Source organism: Sphingobacterium sp. SG20118, assembly GCF_044740685.1.
Classification (GTDB): domain Bacteria; phylum Bacteroidota; class Bacteroidia; order Sphingobacteriales; family Sphingobacteriaceae; genus Sphingobacterium.
The window spans coordinates 4,810,914-4,830,740 of sequence record NZ_CP172826.1; the positions used below are offsets into that span (position 1 = coordinate 4,810,914).

Consider the following 19,827-nt stretch of genomic DNA (forward strand, 5'->3'; position numbering starts at 1 on the left):
TGTGGAATTACTTTAAAGCGGAGAGTCTCTTATTTTTGTTGGAAGAGTTATCGTCAAAACTATCTAAATTATACAATTCGATTGTTCTGATCACCTTTGAAGACCAATCTTTAGTTCTTGAGTATCCTGCCTTTGCTAAAGCGCCTACCCAAGCTTTGTAGTTCTGTCCCCGATTTTCCTCAAATAAGGAAGATGTGGTTTTCTTTCGTTTTACCAATGATATAAAGTCATTATAAGAATCAAGAACTGACTTATAACCTTTATATGCTGAACGAATCACTTTGCTATTATTTTTCCCTTTAATACCGAAGTGATTGTTTAAATTTTTCGCTATCTTACTATTACCATGTGCACTTTCATGCATAGCAATCGCTAAAATAACGGACGCTGGAACACCATGTTCCTGCATCATTTCTTGTGCTATGGGGCTGTATTTATCAATATAAAATTGATTGCTCTGAGCTAAAGTAGCTGTATAACTACCTAAGATCAAAATTAATACAGCAACATAGTTTTTTAATGTTTTAAAATTCATAAAGAATCATTTAGTCCACTAATCACTTTTTGCGTAATACAAAAAGTCCATCTCGAATTGGTAACAAAACCTTTTCGATGCGCTGGTCCTGAGCTAATTGTTCATTCAAATCTATGATTTGCTTTGTTTGATTGTCTGGATTTTCATCTAATACTTTGCCTTTCCACAAGACATTATCGATTAAAATCAGCCCTCCAGACGGGACTCTATCTAAGATTAATTCGTAATAGTAATGATTCCGCTTCTTATCTGCATCTATAAACACGAGGTCAAAGCTTCCTTGAATAGTTGGAATTACTTCTGCCGCATCTCCTATGTGATAGGTGATTTGAGAAGCATATTCAGACTGATCAAAGTACCCCTGCACACGTTCTTCCTGTTCGGCATTGATATCTATTGTATGTAGAACACCATTTTCCGACAAGCCTTCAGCTAAACAAAGCGTAGCATATCCAGTAAACGTACCAATTTCCAAAATAGTCTTTGGGCTGGTCAATTTACTTAACATTGCAAGCACTCTACCTTGGTAATGTCCAGATAACATATGGGGCATCGTTTCCTTCAAATAAGTCTCCCTGTTTACGCTTTTAAGCAACGAATTTTCATCGTCACAAGTGTGCTCTAAGTAGGATTCTAACTGCTCATTACAAATGTCCATAACAACAAAATTACTGAACATGATTTATAAACCGAAAAAATAAAACATAACTATTTAAAAATCAGCCAACTAATATTTATGTATGTATTATGACAAAAATCAAAACTAGCTTTATGAACCAGAAAAACACTTTCATAAGATTGACTGTTTTTACAAAAGTTTAATTTTAAAAGAAAAAAAAGCCCAATCTTTTTTGAAAGATTGGGCTTTAAATTTTATCATTTATTATTGAATTACATCAAATTTGCTGTAATTAACTTTAAGAATTCTGAACGTGTTACATCATTTTGAAAAGCTCCCGTAAAAGCAGACGTTGTAGTCACCGAATTTTGTTTCTGGATACCGCGCATTGCCATACACATATGCTTACATTCAATAACTACAGCCACCCCCTTAGCACCTAGGGTTTCCTGTATACAATCGCGAATTTCATTTGTTAAACGTTCTTGAACCTGTAGTCTTCTTGCAAAAATATCCACTACACGTGGAATTTTACTCAAACCCACAATATGTCCATTAGGAATGTATGCAATATGTGCTTTTCCAAAGAAAGGTAACATGTGGTGTTCGCACATTGAATAGACCTCGATATCCTTTACTACAACCATTTGGCTATAGTCCTCTTCAAACATGGCACCTTGCAATATTTTAGCCGGATCAATATTATTACCGTGCGTTAAAAATTGTAATGCTTTTGCCACACGTTCTGGCGTTTTCAACAACCCTTCACGATTTGGATCTTCACCCAGAGATTCTAAAATATCTGTATAATGTGCTGCAATACGATCGACTTTTTCTTGATTGTATTGATCGATTTTAACGTAGCCGTCTAACTCTTCTTCTTCAAATGAGTGATTACTCATAGTTATTAAATAAATTAGTGTATAAGATTAGTCGCCAAAATATTCGACGTAATTATTTTCTGTTTCGTGAAGACGAATACAGTGCAATTGCACTTGTTCTTCCTCAAATAATGGTTTCAAAACTTCAAAGATTGCTATTGCAATGTTCTCCGTTGAAGCCATCTTATCTTTCATAAAATCGACATCAAGATTTATATTTTTATGATCAACTTTATTTACGATATGTTCCAATATAATGGTTTTCATCAATTTTAAATCAATCAAGAAACCTGTTGTTGGATTTACGTCACCTTTGACCGTTACAAACAAATCGTAATTATGACCGTGCCAGTTAACATTCGAACAGTTGCCGAAAACATTTTCGTTTTTTTCAATACTCCAATCTTCCCGGTAAAGCTTATGTGCAGCGCAAAAGCGCTCACGACGAGTGATATATACCATAATACTACAAAGATACGTCTTTGTAAGCAAAATATCACTTTCAGAAAAGTGATTACAATCACATTTGCGTAAATTATTGATTAATATTGTGCAAAGGTTCTTCCGTATGAAAACACTTATAGTAGCAGCAACACAGTTTGAAATTCAACCCTTTATTGACCGAATAGACCAATATCCCGACACCGAATATTTGATTACTGGTGTTGGAATGGTTCATACTGCTTATGCGTTAGGTAAACACCTCGCTAGAAATAAATATGATCTGATTATCAACATTGGTATAGGAGGATGTTTCGACCGCTCACTGTCTATTGGAGACGTCGTTTCAATTGATCGAGATGTATTTTCCGAATTAGGAGCGGAAGATGATGACCAATTTATCTCCATCGATGAACTTGGCTTTGGCCAGTCCATTTATTTTGCCCAACAAAATAAAAATACCATTGAATTAGTGAAAACATTACCGTCAGGCCTGGGAATCACAGTCAATAAAGTACATGGGAATGAATCTGAGATTAAAAAATTGCGGACTCAAATCCCAGAAGCGCTCATCGAATCTATGGAGGGAGCAGCGGTATTTTTAGTGGCCATGGAGACTCAGTGCCAAAGCATACAGATACGTGGTATATCCAATTATGTAGAGAAACGTAATCGTGCCACGTGGAACATCCCTTTAGCAATAAAAAATAGTAATAGGACCCTTTTTCAAATTCTAACTGAAATCTATCCGGATTAGAATTGATTGAAATTGCATATTTCGCCATCCTTTTATTAAAAAATGACATAAAAGAGGATATTAAGAAGGGAATGACCCTCAAAATATCAATAATAAATAGTAGATTTGTAATCTAAAATTTGACACTATTTTACAACTGATGAGAGAGATACAATTCAGAGAAGCACTTCGTGAAGCAATGAACGAAGAAATGCGTAAAGACGAAACAATATTTTTATTAGGAGAAGAAGTTGCAGAATACAATGGTGCTTATAAAGTAAGCCAAGGTATGCTGGATGAATTCGGAGCTAAACGCGTAATAGATACACCTATTGCAGAATTAGGTTTTGCTGGTATCGCAGTTGGTGCTGCGATGAACGGTTTGAAACCAATCGTTGAATTCATGACATTCAACTTCTCTTTAGTTGCTATTGACCAAATTATCAATGCTGCTGCTAAGATCCGTTCTATGAGTGGAGGTCAATTCTCCATTCCGATAGTATTCCGCGGTCCAACTGGTAATGCAGGACAATTGGGAGCTCAACACTCTCAAAACTTTGAAAACTGGTATGCAAATACTCCAGGTTTAAAAGTTGTTATTCCTTCCAATCCTTATGATGCAAAAGGTTTATTAAAATCTGCTATCATCGACCCGGATCCAGTTATTTTCATGGAATCGGAAGTTATGTATGGTGATAAAGGTCATGTGCCAGAAGAAGAATATTACTTACCTATTGGTAAAGCGAATATTGTAAAAGAAGGTACTGATGTTACAATCGTATCTTTTGGTAAAATGGTTCCACGTGTTGTATTACCAGCTGTTGAAGAACTAGCAAAAGAAGGTATCAGTGTGGAAGTAATTGACTTACGTTCGGTTCGTCCAATTGATTACCCAACGATTATCGAGTCTGTTAAGAAAACAAATCGTTTAGTTATTGTAGAAGAAGCATGGCCATTGGCATCTATTTCTTCTGAAATAACCTATTCCGTACAACGTAATGCATTTGATTATTTAGATGCACCTATCGTTCGTATTACAGCAGCAGACGTACCTCTTCCTTACGCAGCTACATTAATCGAAGCAGCACTTCCAAATGTAGCAAAGGTGGTAAAAGCGGTAAAAGAAGTTTCTTACATCAAAAAATAAAAGCATTTTATTGCTTAATTCTACGAAGTCCTTTGGTAATACCAAAGGACTTTTTTAATTTAGGCTATATTATACTAACTAATTCAACATGATCAAAACCTTATCACTCGCATTTTTGTCTTTTTTTATAATTTCAACCCTAATTGCTCAAGACAAAGTGCTATTAAGACTGAAACCAGACCTCGATAATCCCATTGCGCAGAAATTACATATGACAGTCGATATCAATGCGGGTGCACAAAGCACTATGGTCGATGCTATCATGCTATCACAGACCACTAATACCGCTTCTACGGATAGCACATTGACCTATTCGACCATGTATACACAAATGATTATGGAAATGGATGCTGGTATGATGACGATTAATTATGATTCCGAAAATCCAGATGCTAATGAGTTTTCTAAACAGATACATGAAAAGGTTAAAAACATGTTGAATAAACCTATCGTAGCCATTATGGCTTTAGATGGTAAAGTAAAAGATGTCGAAAATATACCTGAAGGTAATGAGCTATTCGATCCCAATATGCTTAAAGAGGCATCTTTTGAATATCCGAACCGTGAGTTAAAAATTGGGGAACAATGGAAGGCAATAAATAATAATAAAACTTTGGGTCCAATAGAACAAACCTATACCCTTAAAAGTATTTCAGCAGATGGAATTTCCATTTCATCTGAGGGAAACATAAGTGCAGATGGCGAGTCTATTGGGTCGATTATAGGTAGTTACATTTTAAATCCAAAAACGCATTATATAAAAGCCGCTACCATCGAAACAAAAGTTAAAAAAGATGATATTGATGTTAACAGTAAATTAGAAATACAATAAAACCAAGAAAGAGCCGTCAAATAACGGCTCTTTCCTGGTTTTATTGAACGTAAATGTTAAAAATTACGCGTTGATTTCTTCTTTATATTGATCAGCAGATAATAAAGCGTCGATATCAGCTACATCATTCAATTTGATACGAATAATCCAACCTTCGCCATAAGGATCAGAATTCACTAACTCTGGAGAAGCATCAATTGCCTCATTAACAGCTAATACAGTTGCTGTAACTGGAATGAATAAATCAGAAACAGTTTTTACAGCTTCGATTGTTCCAAAAATTTCGTTTGCAGCCACCTCTTCACCAATCGTGTTGATGTCTACAAATACGATATCCCCTAACTCACGTTGCGCGAAATCAGTAATACCAATAACGGCCTCATCACCTTCAACACGAATCCATTCGTGATCTTTAGTGTATTTTAATTCTGCTGGAAAATTCATTTTTACTTTTTTTTTAATCGTATATTTAATTACGCCATGAAGTTACAAAATATATTTATATCATAAAAATCTTGTGTATTCTATCATAATTTGTCACTACTTTTAAAGGATGAACTTCATGATTGAAAAGCTTTACGAAATTGCAAAAAAAGATACTCGTTATATCATCGGACTCATGTCAGGAACATCTTTGGATGGACTTGATATTGCCCTTTGCAAAATAAGAAACAGCGGTAAATCTACTGAGATAAGCTTAGCACATTTTATAACAAAAGATTACGACGACGAGTTTAGAAGGCATGTAAGAGGCATCTTTGCGAAAAGGTCTATCGACCAACAATTGTTATGCGGCCTTCATGCTTACATTGGCAATGTCCATGCTACACTCATCAATCAGGCTCTTCTTGATTGGGGAATACCCAATGAAGCTATTGATTGCATAGCTAGCCATGGACAAACGGTCTTCCATGCCCCACAAAGCCTGACAAAAGACATTTACCTTCCCAATAGCACGCTCCAAATAGGGGATGCGGATCATATTGCCGTAAAAACTGGCATCATAACTATTGCTGATTTTAGACAAAAGCATATTGCTGCAGGTGGGGAGGGAGCGCCTTTAGCGGCCTATGGTGATTATTTACTTTTCTCACACCCTTCAGAAAATCGTTTTTTATTAAATATAGGCGGAATCGCCAATTATACTTTTATCCCCAGCCAAAACAATGCTTTACAAGCATTTGCCACGGACATTGGTCCTGGAAACACCATCATGAATCAATTTGCAAAAGAAGTATTTGATATCGAAATGGATCAAGATGCCTTGATTGCAAAGAAAGGAACGGTAAATGAGCAGCTTTTAAAACAGCTCCTTCAAGAACCTTTTCTAAAAGACAAATTTCCTAAGACTACAGGACCCGAATTATTTAATTTGGCTTATCTGCAAAAATGTCAAACGGAATCAAAGTGCGATCATATCAGTAATGAAGATATTATGGCAACATTAAATCAATTTACAGCAACAAGTATCGTTGAAGCAATAAGTGTACAAGCACAAGGTTTGACCAATGTACACATCTATATCAGTGGAGGAGGCCTTCACAACCCCTTGTTAATAGCTAAAATTAAAACCGGTCTCCCACAATATACGGTATCATCTTTTGAACATCTAGGCATAGACCCTGATGCTAAAGAAGCTGTCTTATTCGCCCTTTTAGCAAACGAAACGTTGGTAGGTGATAAAGAAAACGTTACCCAAATAAAAGACTCACCAGCAGTCTGTATGGGGAAAATCAGTCTTCCATAAATAACCGCTAATCATTATCAATCGCTTCGTGTAAATATTGCTTTAAAGGGAGCATTGCTTTATAAGAAGCGATTATATTACCTAAAGCATCTTTACCGGTCAATACAGTATCTGCTATATTTTTATGTGTTACAAAGCTTTTTAACTTCAAGAATTCTATCTCCGGATGTGTGGCATCGTAACCTGCTGGAGGTCGTTTAAGTTTATCTTCAGTCTCTAAAGATAGGTCATGCTGTTGTTTCAGATCTTCAACTATTGAATTAAAGCTGTCGCCATTATAATCGATTTCCTGACGAATAGCATCCAAATGCTTTTTGGCTGGTCGCCAGTAACCACATGCTATAAATGATTTACCTGGGGATATATGAATATAATATTCAGGACCGTCCAATTTTCTTCCATCAATAGAAATCCCTGCTCCAAACCAATTCTTATAAGGTGTTTTATCTTTTGAAAAACGGGTATCACGGTAGATACGAAATAAACATTTATTTGCTTGAATATCTGTTGTAATATGTGGGTCAAACTGAGACAATTCAGTAATCAAGTCACCTACAAACTGACGTACATCAGTCAATGCAGTTTCATATCGATCTTTTTCTTCAGCAAACCATTCGCGTGTATTGTTATTTTGCAAATCCTCTAAAAAGGTGAAGGTATTTTGGTTTAAATGTCCCATATATTTATTCTTAATTTACTAACAATAAAAGTAAATAAACTAAAGGTGCGGCGATCAACAAACCATCAAATCTGTCCAAAAACCCACCGTGTCCTGGTAAGATATGACCCGAATCTTTCACATTTAAGCTACGTTTCAGCATAGATTCTACCAAGTCACCTAATGTACCAAACACAGCAATGATCACGGCTACAAGTATCCATTGCCACTGTGGTATAGTGCCAAAATACTGAGCAAGGAATACTGATACCAGTACCGCTAAAATAATGCCCCCTAAAAAGCCTTCCCAAGTTTTCTTCGGAGAAATGCGTTCAAATAATTTATGTTTTCCTAAAGACCTTCCTGCCAAATATGCACCAGTATCACTCGTCCATAATAGAATCATGAATCCTAAGGGGATAAAATGATTAAATTCTGCATCAATAAAACCTAATCGTGTAAAACAATAAAACGGAAATCCGACATAAAGAATACCTAAAAGAGTAAAACCAATATCGTTAAAGGGAAATCCTCTTTTTTGAAAAAGAGCCTGTATATAAATTCCTAAGAGAAACGGAATAGTTAACAAAATAAATTTTGCCTCCAACAAACCCAAACTAAATAGGGCAGTAGTGATAAATAAAACAAAAGTGGTCAATATGCCTAAAAACTGATTGGGTTTTCTTTCATCAGAAACTCACAATACCATAAAACTCATATAGGCACCAAGCGGTTAATACAGTAAAAAAACCTAAGAACACACTTGCACCCAATAGCATGGCACCCACCATGATAATAATGAAGAAAAATCCAGTAATAGCTCTAGTTTTCATGCTAATTTTCTTTTTCTGTCGTTGAATCAATAAGACTTATTGCCTGCTCTTCATCTTCCTGATTGACATAAAGCTCGATCTTACCAAAAACAAGATAAGATGAATCTTGCTTATTCAACACAATAGCAGGTATACCGCTTTCTTCTAACATTTGTTTGACGATTTCAGCTTCTATTGCATTTGCATAGATTTTAATCTTCTTCCAGCCTTGTTCCATGTACTATTTTTTTAGTTGAATGATAATATAATATTACAAAAATAGCAGTAAATATTAAGCTTGCAAGATAAACCCAATTTGGTTCTTGTTCAAAAACATTCATTTCCTCAAAACCCATTCCTTTTCTTGTGTAGTAGAATGCAATAACCGTGGCACTTGCATTATTGATAAAATGCCCGAAAATCGGTAAATAGATGTTTTTACTCCACACATAAAGATAGCCAAAGAAAGCGCCAAGCAACATTCTCGGGAAGAATCCGAAGAATTGCATATGAAAGGCACTAAATAATATGGCTACTACCCAGATGACGACATGCTTATTGGCAATCCAGCGTCCAAATATATTTTGAAGACAACCTCTAAAAACCATCTCTTCCCCAATAGCAGGCACAACTGCTAATATAAAGAGATTGATAAAAAGCCCCGACCACGTAGACTCCTCTACAATCTTTTTTGTCATAACAGCAGCACTATCCTCGCTCGCTCTCATCCATTGTTGCACCCCTTGAAGACTTTCTGGCAATTGCATCGACTCATTCCAATATGAAATAACAGACATCATCGGGATAAAGCACAGCATCGCAGCAAAGATAAAAAGATACTGTCGCAAGGAAACCTGTTTAAGTCTTTCAAAATATAGGTTAGCTCCCAATTCTGTACGATATAAAAGCCAAGCAGGTAAAATAAAAGTAGCAATACTACTGCTGAGCAGCAGCATCTTAAGAGCACCCGAGCTATCTTGTAAAAAAGAAAAACTGAAAGAATTATCAGGATGCAAAATTTTCATATACAGCCCGACCAACCCCATAAATAATAATTGAATGCTCGTGCCTAAAACAATCATATATAACAATAATTTAATTAATGATTTTCCGGGGCTAATCTTGGTTGTCAATTCTTCCATGTAATACATTCCTTTTTTTGATAAACTTAAATAAATTAGATTAGATTTCCGATATCATTGCAGCGATATAACTGCTTATTCTTGGTTTTTATATGTTGTAAACATCTTTACAAGACCCTAGAAGGATGCTAATACTTAATATGCATAAAAATGAGGTATTAGCTATTTAAAATTGAGCGATTTCTCTCCCGTTTTGTAAATAGTATAAATCAACTTGAAAGCGTGCAATAGCTACATATAAAAATGGCCCGTTTCATACCATATGAAACGGGCCATTTTTATATTAAATTATCAGATTAATTGACACGAACAGGATCCGCGGGCTTTTTCAAATCTTTGTATGGATACGATTTCATTTCTTCCAACAAGATTTGAACGGTTTTCTCCAACTGAGGATCGCGACCTTCAATTAAATCTTTTGGTGTTTGCTCGATAAAAATATCTGGCGCAACTCCCTCATTCTCGATAATATAATTCCCTTTCAAATCATAAACTCCGAAATTTGGTGATGTAATCTTTCCACCATCTAACAATGGAGGATAGCCACTGATCCCAACCAAAATGCCCATGGTGGTACGACCTACCAATTTACCCAATCCTTTATGGCGGAACATATAAGGCATCATGTCGCCACCAGAACCCGCATTTTCATTGATGATCATCGCTTTTGGACCATATATACCATTACCTGGTGTATTGAACCCTTTTCCATCACGAATTCCCCATCCTGCTATTAAATCGCGGGACAACAGATCAATCACATAGTCGGCAACCCAACCACCACCATTATTACGTTCATCAATCAAAACGGCTTTTTTATCCATTTGAGAGAAGTAATAGCGATTAAATGCAGTATATCCTTCAGCACCTGTATTGGGCATATAGATATAGGCAATCTGACCTTTACTCAAGTCTTCTACACGTTTTCTATTTCGCTCCATCCACTCTGTACTCCTCAAGCTCATCTCATCAGAAAATGATATCGGTTTCACAACATATTCTTTAGCACCAACTAAACTAGGTTTCGTATTGACTTTTATACTCACTTGTTTACCTACTGTATTATCAAATAAACTGTAAAAGTCCATATCCGCCGTTACAGCACTACCATTAACTGCAACTAGATACATCCCTGTTTTAATGTTTAATCCAGGCTCTGATAATGGAGCCTTGAAGGATGGATTCCAGTCCAATCGCGTAAAGATTTTATCAATTTTATAGAATCCTTTATCAACCGAATAATCTGCTCCCAGTACCCCTACACTCACTGAAGGTCCACTTGGCTGGTCACCAGGATAGATATAATTATGACCTACAACCATCTCGCCCATCATCTCATTCAGTAGATAACCTAAATCAGAACGATGACTGACATACGGTAGAAACTTTTGGTACTTTTCTTTAATAGCATTCCAATCTGCACCATGCATATTTTCAACATAGAAATAATCTTTCTGCATTGCCCATACCTCATCAAAGATCTGCTTCCACTCAGCAACAGGGTCAACCAATTGTTTGATATTATCTAACTTCAACGCTCCTGTAGTTGGGCTTGCAACCTTCTGACCGGCATTGACAATATTGATACCAGCACTGGTTTGAATGATCATCTTCTTACCATCTTCACTGATCGCATAAGAACGGATACCTGCAACAAGATCCTTTTCTTTCAAATCTGTAAAATCAAAAGCATATAAGGTCCCATTTTTCACATAGGTCAATTGATTTGCTACTCCTCCATTGATGCCGTAGATCCCTTCGCCAATTGGAAGTGCAATAATGCGATTGTTGATATTATCAAAATCTATGGCCGTAGGTTGAACAGCCAATTTAGCAGCTTCCTTCTTTGGCTCTTCTTTCTTATTCTCTTTCCCCTTTTTATCAGCTTTTGTTGTTTCTTTCGATTTTTCTATTTCATCTTTATCTTCCTTTACAGTTTCTTCATCGCTTTCATTCTTGAAAATAGAGGCCGTTTTACTGGATAAAATAAATGCATATGCCGAGTAGTTTGCACGTCTCTCTGTCGCTGACATATGAAGTCCAGAATTTGTCAAACCGACATTAGTACTTGCCGTAAAAAACAAATATTTACCATCCCTACTAAAAGAAGTTGCTCGTATAGCACTCATACCATCAGTAATCTGTGTGCTTTTTTTACTGTCGATATGATATAAAAACATAGCCGGAACCGCATTTGGAAGTGTCTTTATATAAGAAATCCATTTCGAATCAGGAGACCAGCTAGGCTGAAAATGATTATATACACGCCCCGTTTGCGCACTTTCAATATCTGCATCTACCTTGACAATTTTTCTCGTATCAATATCAATGTAAAATAGATTTAAATGTGAATCGTTATAGAACAGTTTTTTCGAATCTGGAGACCATGTCGGTTCAAAATAAAAATTAGATTCGCCTAATGTATAAGTTAAAGGCTCATCTTTTCCAAATTGATCACGCAATTGGAGTACATATTTTCCTTTCTCACTCGAAATATAAGATATCCATTTACCATTGGGAGACCAACTCGGAAAGCGATCATGGACTCCAGGTGAATTTGAAATGTTACGCGCATCACCTTTTTCTTTTGGCACTGAAAAGATCTCACCTCTCGATTCAATCAACGCACGTTGCCCCGTAGGTGAAATTGTGAGACTTCGTATATCAGCACGCATGTTTTCATAATGCGGTCTTTTATACAATGCATCTCCACTCACATCGATTTTCAAAGCTGATGCTGATTTAGCATTGATATTATAGATATGGATTTTCCCTTCTTGTTCAAATGTCAATTCCGAGCCATTACCAGCTAAGGTCCTAACATCATAATCAGTGAAATTTGTTAATTTCTCCACTTTTTTTGTTTTTACATCATAAGAGTAGATATTGACAATTTTATCACGATCAGAGAGGAAGTAAACTTTAGAATCTAGCCAAACCGGCTTTACGTCATTAGAGCGCTCTCCTGGGATTGTTTCAATTTGGTTGGTCTTAGTGTCGAAAACCCATATGGAAGGCATCCCGCCGCCTCTATAGCGCTTGAAAGCTACGCGATCGCGCTCTGTAGGGTCTGTATTTTTAATATAAGCCCAGTAACGCCCATCTTTGGAAGGACTTCCTTGGTAGGCCTCGGGCATTGGTAAAGATTTATCAAGTGTAAGCCCTGTTACCGAGGACACGTATAGACGCGGACTCAATGCATAATTAAATTCACGCGTGGTTGTATAATACACCTCATTATTATTTAACCAGCCTCTCAACACATCCGACGAAGGATGAAATGTAATTCTTTTCGGTTCACCTCCACTAATAGACATGACATACACATCAGTATTACCGTCATAATTGCCAGTAAAAGCTATATTTTTACCGTCTGGGGAGATTACAGGATTTTGTTCAACTCCTGGATTTGTTGTTAATCTTCTTGGATTGGCTCCAGATTTATCCGAAATCCAGATATCTCCACCATAAACAAAAGCAACATTTTCTGCACTAATACTGGGACTTCTCAATAGCAAAGTTTCTTGTGCTTCCACCGAGAAAGCACCTGATAATGCCACTACTAATCCTAAAAATTTAAGTTTAGTCTTTAACATATATTTAAATTATATATAATAGGGTATTTTATTGAGTTGCAAAAATAATCAATAATTTAGCATTCAGCTGCTATAAGCTATTTATATCAAATAAGTTGCAATAAAAAAGCCCCAATTTTTCAATTGGGGCTATAAATATCAATATGTATGGTCCTTAAAAACCGTAATCTTGTTCAATTTCTAAAACAACACCTTCATCCACTAATACACGTCCACAGTGTTCACAGATAATTATTTTCTTACGCTGACGGATTTCAGATTGTAATTGTGCAGGAATCTTATTGTGACATCCAGAACAGCTATCGCGGTCGATTGAAACAACTGCTAAACCATTTTTGAATGAATTACGTAAGCGGTAATATACTTTATTTAAACGCTCATCAATGTCACCTTCAGCTTTTGCAGCCTTAGTTAACAAATCATCTTCGTCTTTTTGAGTTTCAGAAGTAATTGTTTCCAATTCTTTCTTTTTACCTTCTAACTCACTTTTATTATAATCTAAATTAGATACTGTCGTATCGTAGTTTTCTGTTTTATTACGAATTTCGAATTCAAATTCTTTAATTCTTTTTTCACAAACTTGGATTTCTAATCCTTGAATTTCAATTTCTTTCGATATAGCATCATATTCACGATTGTTCTTTACTTCGTTCAATTGGCTTTCATATTTCTTGATTGCCGCTTGAGCGTCTTTAATCATGTTCTTACGCTTAACGATAGAATCTTCTAACTCATCTAAGTCTGTTCTGATCTTTTCGATACGTGTTTCTAAACCCGCAATTTCATCTTCAAGATCTGCAACCTCGATAGGTAATTCTCCTCTAATTTGGCGAATTTTATCTACTTTAGTATGTATGGCCTGTAATAACCATAATGCTTTCAATTTTTGTTCTACGGTTTGTTCCATCAACAATAGTGTTTTATAGGATTTGTATCTACTTCTGTTATTAGGACTGCAAAGTTAGGAAATTTTTCTGTAATTATATCGAACAATAATTCTTGCGTAAATTGTTCGCTTTCATAATGTCCAATATCTGCAATCACAATTTCATTCTCAGCATCAAAAAACTCATGATATTTATAATCAGCAGTGACAAAAAAATCAGCTCCAGAGCGTTTGGCAGCATTTAATAAAAAGCCCCCTGAACCACCACATACAGCGACTCTGGATACAGGCTTTCCTTGTAAAGCCGTGTGCTTAATAACGTGAAGATTCAAATTATTTTTCAAATAAGCTAAAAAGTCTAATTCGGACATCGGATTTTCTAAATTTCCAATGACTCCAGCGCCCACTTCCTGATCTTTATTTTCCAATCTAATAGCATCATATGCCACTTCCTCATAAGGATGGGAAGCATACATAGCAATCAGTACTTTACGTTCTATTGCCTTCGTATAGATGACTTCAATCCGAGTTTCTTCTACTCTTTCCTGTACTCCAATTTCTCCAATAGTTGGCTCTGCACCTCGATTAGGTCTAAATGTACCATAACCTGCGGTATTGAAGCTGCATTGATCATACTTAGCCCCAACTCGACCAGCACCAGCTTCGAAAAGTGCTTCTCTCACCGATTCTACGTGGCTCCTTGGAACATATACCACGAGCTTATATAAAAGATTAGATTTTGGTTCTAAAATTGCTTGATTTTGCAAGGCCAATAGAGTAGCTATCTTAGAGTTTACCCCCCCAGTTACGTTATCCAAATTCGTATGGATAGCATATAAAGCAATGTTATTTTGAATTGCTTTGATCACTGTTCTTTCTACATAATTGTTTCCATTGAATCTTTTTAACCCTTTAAAAACAATAGGGTGGTGGGAGACAATCAAATTACAACCTTTGGCAATTGCATCAGCTACTACAGCTTCCGTACAATCCAAAGAAATCAATATTTTTGAAACCTCCTGATCTGGATTACCAACAATCAAACCCGAATTGTCATAGGATTCTTGTAGATCCAATGGCGCTATCTGTTCCAAATAAGATGTAATTTCTTTAATCTTCATGTGTCTTTTCTAATTCTTCTTGTGATCTGAAAGTATTGTGTTGCTCTAATATACGTTTATAATTATTTATTTCAATCCAATAGTTGATCATAGTGATGAAATGAAAGATAACTGCAACAACCGAAATAAAACCAGGAAATGGAATATTTGTTGCTAAGTACACCCAACTGTACAAAGATCCTTTTTTAAAAGTGGGCGCCTCTTCAGTCGCAATCTTACGATCAAAAAATTCATTTATTAAAGAATCGCGTAAGCGTTTTGCTACTTCAAAATTCCAATAGATATTAAATAAAGGAATAGCTATTCCAAATACTTGATTGGGTTTTATACATTGATTTTCTATCGCAATCAGTTTTAAAGTCTTTCTCATCGTATTGGCAAAAAATAACCAGATAAGAATACGCACTGTAAAAACTGCTATTGCAGTATAAATAAACTCAGGCTTAGAAATTTCTTTCAATAGCTGCTCTTGTAATTCTGCTTGATTCATTTATGCTAATTCTCGTTATGGAGTAAATATACCAATTCTTTTAATTTCTTTGACTGTGAATAATGAGGTGCTGACATTTCTATGATTTTTTGCGTCCTTTTTCTTTTGCTATTACACAATAGTAATATCGAGCCTGATTTTACCGTCATCTCGGTAAATCTATGCATACTTTTTTTTCGATAAATCCGCTATAATTGCATCTTCGGGACCGCCGTAGAGTAGGGTGCTGCTTCCCCTTGCAAAACCACTCACCTGATTAACAGCAAATTGAATACTAAATGTTTAAACAAAAGTAGATATAAATAGAATAAAAACCTGATAATCAACACTATGACAAATAGACTAAAAAATATTCTTTTTAAGAATTATAGAATGAGCAAAATATCACAAAAAAAGCAATATATTATGGAAGCTCTTTTTGTATTAAAAACACGTAATTGACCACTCACTTACTTTCTAAAATGGTCTTTAAATCTATTTAAAGATGATTAACCATATTAATCATGAGCAATTTTCAAATAGGGTAGGGGAGAACTTCCATGTAGGTTGCTAAAACATTAAAAAGATTGCTGGTCTTTTATGAAAATCATCGGTTCTCTTTTTCCATTGATCAATAGTCATCGTTTTAATAAATTCATTCTCATCCGTGATATCACATGCAACACATAGGTTGGTTTGCCCTTTACACGTTTTCAAAAGTTCTGTCAAAAGCTGATTATTACGGAAAGGAGTTTCAATAAAAATCTGAGTCTGTTTCTCTTTCGTAGCCTGAAGCTCTAATTCCTTTATTCTTTTAGAACGATCAACTTTATCAATTGGCAAATAACCTTGAAAAGCAAATTTTTGTCCGCTAAATCCAGAGGCCATTAGTGCCAATAAAATAGAACTCGGACCTACCAAAGGGACCACTTTAATTCCAACACGATGAGCTTCCGCCACAATATCTGCTCCTGGATCAGCAACACCGGGACAGCCTGCCTCAGACATCAGTCCGACATTTTTACCGGCTAATAGACCCTTAAAAAAATCCTTTATATTTCCTTTATCTCTAGCATGTTTACCGTAATCATAAATGGTCAAGTCATTTTGCGGAATCTTTAAACCTGCTTGTTTCAAAAACTTGCGAGCAGTTTTTTCATTTTCAACAATGTACTCGTCCAAACTATTGATCGTATCTACTAAATAAGAAGTAAATGATTTTGAAGATGCCTCCTCACTTAGTGGTACTGGAATCAAAAATAATGTGCCTTTTTCCATATATACAAACCTACTAAAATGTCATCCATATTGACGATATTTTTCAATTTAATGTAAAACCTTTTCATTTTTTCAGTATTTTATCTCATTATTAGTAACTTAGTTGCACAGCAGAAAATACGATTATGACGACTCAAATAACAGAAGGAATAAAAATTTCAGTAGCATGCATTTTTCAACCTGAATATTCGAATCCCGAAAGAGAGCATTTTATGTTTGCTTATCAAATAAGTATTGAGAACTTAAGTGATTCCAGTATTCAGCTTATCAGCAGATATTGGAACATCTTCGATTCGGTTGGTGATCATAATGAAATTTACGGAGATGGAGTGGTTGGCGAACAACCCATAATAGCGCCCGGACAAATACATCAGTATACATCTGGTTGTAATTTAAAAAGTGAAATAGGGTATATGGAGGGATATTACAACATGGTCAAATTGATTGATGAAACAACTTTCCAAGTGGATATACCAAGATTCAATTTAATAGCCAACTACGTATTAAATTAAATCAATATCACCTGCATTTCATCTTATCACTTCTTCTCCAAAGATTACATACAAAAAGGTGGAAATTGCTTACTTTTGCAACATATATCATTCAGTATAGATTATGATTTTATTAATCAAGCTGATTCATGCAAAAATTCATCGTGCCTATTTTTAAATAAGCATAAGATAATCGAATTGTTATGCATACAGTTGTTAAAGAACAACGTTTAAAAACTCTTAATAAAATGACTATAGTCATTTATTCTTTATAAAATAATAATGTTAGCCGATGCGCTAACTATTGCATATAATTTATTTCATACTCAGTATTCGATACTGCAGTATACACATATAAATACTCAATACGCTCAATGCGTAATGAAAACACATAAAAAACACACAATAACCTGATTACCAGTGTTATATAAGGTTTTCTATGTGCATATGCAATTTATTTATTAAATGAAAATTAGGAAATTAACGTGAGTATATTAGCAACTGAACAAGTAAGTCATTCATTTCATGACAGATGGCTTTTTAAAGATTTACATTTTGGACTTCTTAAAGGGGATAGAGTAGCCTTAGTAGGTATTAACGGAACAGGTAAATCAACCCTTCTCTCCATATTAGGTGGCAAATTAGAGCCTACCTCCGGCAAAGTTGTTAAAGAGAAAGGTATAAAAATAGGCTTTCTGAATCAAGACCCCAAGTATGATGGCTTGACTTCTATCAACGATTTTATTTATTCTACAGATAACGAAGAGCAACGACTTATTAGAGATTACGAAGAGGTATTAGCTATGCCTGAAATTGATCAGGACAAACTAGCGGAACTTACTGATAAAATAACGAACCTGAATGCTTGGGAATATGAGTACAATATTAAGACTATTCTAAACCGTCTCAATATTGTCGATTTTCAACAAGACATCAAAAGCTTATCAGGAGGACAGCGAAAACGATTAGCTCTGGCCAAACTTTTAATTGATGAACCGGATGTATATATTTTAGATGAGCCTACCAACCATTTGGATATTGAGACCATTGAGTGGTTAGAAAAATTACTAACCACAGGAAATAAGACCGTTTTATTAGTAACCCACGATCGCTATTTTCTAGATAATATCTGTACAGAAATTAGAGAATTGGATAGGGGGAAACTGTTTAGTTACAAAGGAAATTATTCCTACTTTTTAGAGAAAAAGTCTGAACGTGAAGCCATCGATTCTGTGATGGTAGAAAGAAGTCAAAACCTTTTACGTCGCGAACTTGAATGGATGAGGAGACAACCCCAAGCACGTGGTACAAAATCCAAATCTAGAATAGATGCGTATTATGAGCTTGAAGAAAAATCGAAAGGTCAAAAAGCAAATGACTCTGTTCAACTAAGCGTCAAAATTAGTAGACAAGGATCAAAAATATTAGAGCTTGAGCATGTATCTAAAAACTATGGAGACAAAGTAATCATAAGTGATTTCTCCTATGTGTTCAAAAAAGGAGATCGTATTGGTTTAGCTGGTAAAAACGGAACCGGTAAGTCTACATTTTTAAATTTAATAACACAGAATGAGGAAGCCACTAGCGGAAGTATTGCGGTAGGAGAAACGACTGTTTATGGTTATTACAAACAGGGAGGTTTAGAAGTCAACGAAGGAGACCGAGTACTAGACGTTGTTAAAAATGTAGCAGAGTATATCCAAATGGCAAATGGTGATGTCATCACGGCTTCTCAGTTATTGACTCACTTTTTATTTCCGCCAGAGAAGCAATTTGGCTTCGTCAATAAATTGAGTGGGGGCGAACGCAAGCGTTTACAATTGATGCGTATCTTAATGTTGAACCCAAACTTCCTTATTCTAGATGAGCCTTCTAATGATCTCGATATTGACACCTTGAATGTACTCGAGGATTTCTTGATGAACTATGGTGGGGTTCTTATATTGGTTTCTCACGATAGGTATTTATTGGATAAACTAACCGAGCAATTATTCATATTTGAAGGAGAGGGTAAAATTGACATCTATAATGGTAATTATGCAGATTACAAAATCGAACAAGATATTTTAATCAAAGAGCAGAAATTAAAGAAAGATCAACCAGTCCAAAAAATAGAAACTGTAATAAAAGAAGAGAAGAAAAAGCTATCCTATAAAGAGCAACTGGAGTACGATAAACTGGAAAAAGAAATACAGCATCTTGAAGAATTATTGGTAGAGAAGAACAACACGCTTCACCAGACCGTAGATCATGTACAGCTTTCTAGTATTGCACAAGAGATAGAAGATATACAAAGTAATATTGATAAAAAGTCTGAAAGGTGGTTAAGCCTTGCGGAATTAATGTAATAACCTCCCACACGTTTCACGTGAAACGTGTGGGAGTATAATAAAACAAGAACAATCATTTTCCACGTTTCACGTGGAACTTCGAAAT

At 35.5% G+C, this 19,827-nt stretch carries 21 protein-coding genes; 6 read left to right on the forward strand and 15 right to left on the reverse strand.

What is annotated here, in order from left to right; all coding sequences use genetic code 11:
* Positions 1-7 precede the first annotated feature (7 nt).
* The 4 genes from ACFX5U_RS22040 to ACFX5U_RS22055 all read right to left on the reverse strand — a co-directional run bounded on the left by ACFX5U_RS22040 (position 8) and on the right by ACFX5U_RS22055 (position 2,497).
* Positions 8-535, reverse strand: a complete 528-nt coding sequence (locus tag ACFX5U_RS22040; protein ID WP_051959706.1) for a glucosaminidase domain-containing protein — start codon at positions 533-535, stop codon at positions 8-10.
* Between the two features lie 22 nt (positions 536-557).
* The gene (locus ACFX5U_RS22045; RefSeq protein ID WP_400263626.1) at positions 558-1,193 is read right to left on the reverse strand and encodes an O-methyltransferase; all 636 of its coding nucleotides are present in this window, start codon (positions 1,191-1,193) and stop codon (positions 558-560) included.
* Between the two features lie 233 nt (positions 1,194-1,426).
* Positions 1,427-2,056, reverse strand: coding sequence for a GTP cyclohydrolase I FolE (gene folE, locus ACFX5U_RS22050; protein ID WP_038694962.1), 630 nt, complete (start codon positions 2,054-2,056; stop codon positions 1,427-1,429).
* 27 nt (positions 2,057-2,083) lie between these two features.
* Complete coding sequence (locus ACFX5U_RS22055) at positions 2,084-2,497, reverse strand: 6-carboxytetrahydropterin synthase (RefSeq protein WP_038694964.1); 414 nt, start codon at positions 2,495-2,497, stop codon at positions 2,084-2,086.
* 106 nt (positions 2,498-2,603) lie between these two features.
* On the opposite strand from ACFX5U_RS22055, the gene mqnB reads away from it, so the two are divergent.
* From mqnB to ACFX5U_RS22070, 3 genes are all read left to right on the forward strand, one after another.
* Positions 2,604-3,233: a futalosine hydrolase gene (mqnB, locus tag ACFX5U_RS22060; RefSeq protein ID WP_280571404.1), complete on the forward strand. Its 630-nt coding sequence runs from the start codon at positions 2,604-2,606 to the stop codon at positions 3,231-3,233.
* Positions 3,234-3,372: 139 nt separating this feature from the next.
* Positions 3,373-4,359, forward strand: a complete 987-nt coding sequence (locus tag ACFX5U_RS22065) for a pyruvate dehydrogenase complex E1 component subunit beta (protein WP_038694968.1) — start codon at positions 3,373-3,375, stop codon at positions 4,357-4,359.
* Between the two features lie 88 nt (positions 4,360-4,447).
* Positions 4,448-5,191, forward strand: coding sequence for a DUF6263 family protein (locus ACFX5U_RS22070; RefSeq protein WP_038694970.1), 744 nt, complete (start codon positions 4,448-4,450; stop codon positions 5,189-5,191).
* A 63-nt stretch (positions 5,192-5,254) separates the two neighbouring features.
* Here ACFX5U_RS22070 and gcvH read toward each other — a convergent pair whose 3' ends face one another.
* Positions 5,255-5,635, reverse strand: a complete 381-nt coding sequence (gene gcvH, locus ACFX5U_RS22075) for a glycine cleavage system protein GcvH (RefSeq protein ID WP_038694972.1) — start codon at positions 5,633-5,635, stop codon at positions 5,255-5,257.
* Positions 5,636-5,753: 118 nt separating this feature from the next.
* Here gcvH and ACFX5U_RS22080 point away from each other — a divergent pair, with 118 nt between their 5' ends.
* Complete coding sequence (locus ACFX5U_RS22080; RefSeq protein ID WP_400262146.1) at positions 5,754-6,938, forward strand: anhydro-N-acetylmuramic acid kinase; 1,185 nt, start codon at positions 5,754-5,756, stop codon at positions 6,936-6,938.
* A gap of 7 nt (positions 6,939-6,945) precedes the next feature.
* Here the strand turns inward: ACFX5U_RS22080 and ACFX5U_RS22085 are convergent, their stop codons facing one another.
* The 10 genes from ACFX5U_RS22085 to ACFX5U_RS22130 all read right to left on the reverse strand — a co-directional run bounded on the left by ACFX5U_RS22085 (position 6,946) and on the right by ACFX5U_RS22130 (position 16,900).
* On the reverse strand, positions 6,946-7,617 hold the full coding sequence (locus ACFX5U_RS22085; RefSeq protein WP_400262147.1) for a DUF2461 domain-containing protein: 672 nt from the start codon (positions 7,615-7,617) through the stop codon (positions 6,946-6,948).
* Positions 7,618-7,627: 10 nt separating this feature from the next.
* The gene (locus tag ACFX5U_RS22090) at positions 7,628-8,203 is read right to left on the reverse strand and encodes a phosphatidate cytidylyltransferase (protein WP_400262148.1); all 576 of its coding nucleotides are present in this window, start codon (positions 8,201-8,203) and stop codon (positions 7,628-7,630) included.
* Between the two features lie 82 nt (positions 8,204-8,285).
* Positions 8,286-8,429, reverse strand: a complete 144-nt coding sequence (locus ACFX5U_RS22095) for a hypothetical protein (protein ID WP_400262149.1) — start codon at positions 8,427-8,429, stop codon at positions 8,286-8,288.
* Between the two features lies 1 nt (position 8,430).
* A complete protein-coding gene (locus ACFX5U_RS22100; protein ID WP_038694979.1) occupies positions 8,431-8,646 on the reverse strand; it encodes a DUF2007 domain-containing protein in 216 nt (71 codons plus the stop codon).
* Positions 8,621-9,550 carry a lysostaphin resistance A-like protein gene (locus ACFX5U_RS22105; protein WP_400262150.1) on the reverse strand — a complete coding sequence of 310 codons (930 nt, stop codon included), beginning with the start codon at positions 9,548-9,550 and terminating at the stop codon, positions 8,621-8,623. Before ACFX5U_RS22105 ends, ACFX5U_RS22100 begins: the two co-directional genes overlap by 26 nt.
* A gap of 296 nt (positions 9,551-9,846) precedes the next feature.
* The gene (locus ACFX5U_RS22110) at positions 9,847-13,146 is read right to left on the reverse strand and encodes a PDZ domain-containing protein (RefSeq protein WP_400262151.1); all 3,300 of its coding nucleotides are present in this window, start codon (positions 13,144-13,146) and stop codon (positions 9,847-9,849) included.
* 154 nt (positions 13,147-13,300) lie between these two features.
* Positions 13,301-14,053, reverse strand: coding sequence for a zinc ribbon domain-containing protein (locus ACFX5U_RS22115; protein ID WP_038694985.1), 753 nt, complete (start codon positions 14,051-14,053; stop codon positions 13,301-13,303).
* Positions 14,053-15,153, reverse strand: coding sequence for a Nif3-like dinuclear metal center hexameric protein (locus ACFX5U_RS22120; protein WP_038694987.1), 1,101 nt, complete (start codon positions 15,151-15,153; stop codon positions 14,053-14,055). The genes ACFX5U_RS22115 and ACFX5U_RS22120 overlap by 1 nt, the downstream gene beginning before the upstream one ends.
* Entirely contained in the window at positions 15,143-15,643 is a 501-nt protein-coding gene (locus ACFX5U_RS22125; RefSeq protein WP_280571398.1) for a hypothetical protein, read from the reverse strand. The genes ACFX5U_RS22120 and ACFX5U_RS22125 overlap by 11 nt, the downstream gene beginning before the upstream one ends.
* Before the next feature lie 549 nt (positions 15,644-16,192).
* A complete protein-coding gene (locus ACFX5U_RS22130) occupies positions 16,193-16,900 on the reverse strand; it encodes an SAM-dependent methyltransferase (protein WP_400262152.1) in 708 nt (235 codons plus the stop codon).
* A gap of 125 nt (positions 16,901-17,025) precedes the next feature.
* Here ACFX5U_RS22130 and apaG point away from each other — a divergent pair, with 125 nt between their 5' ends.
* Together apaG and ACFX5U_RS22140 are read left to right on the forward strand one after the other, a co-directional pair.
* Positions 17,026-17,412 (forward strand): Co2+/Mg2+ efflux protein ApaG, encoded by a 387-nt coding sequence (gene apaG / locus ACFX5U_RS22135; protein ID WP_038694991.1) that lies wholly within the window; start codon positions 17,026-17,028, stop codon positions 17,410-17,412.
* A gap of 464 nt (positions 17,413-17,876) precedes the next feature.
* Complete coding sequence (locus ACFX5U_RS22140; protein WP_038694993.1) at positions 17,877-19,739, forward strand: ABC-F family ATP-binding cassette domain-containing protein; 1,863 nt, start codon at positions 17,877-17,879, stop codon at positions 19,737-19,739.
* Positions 19,740-19,827: the final 88 nt, after the last annotated feature.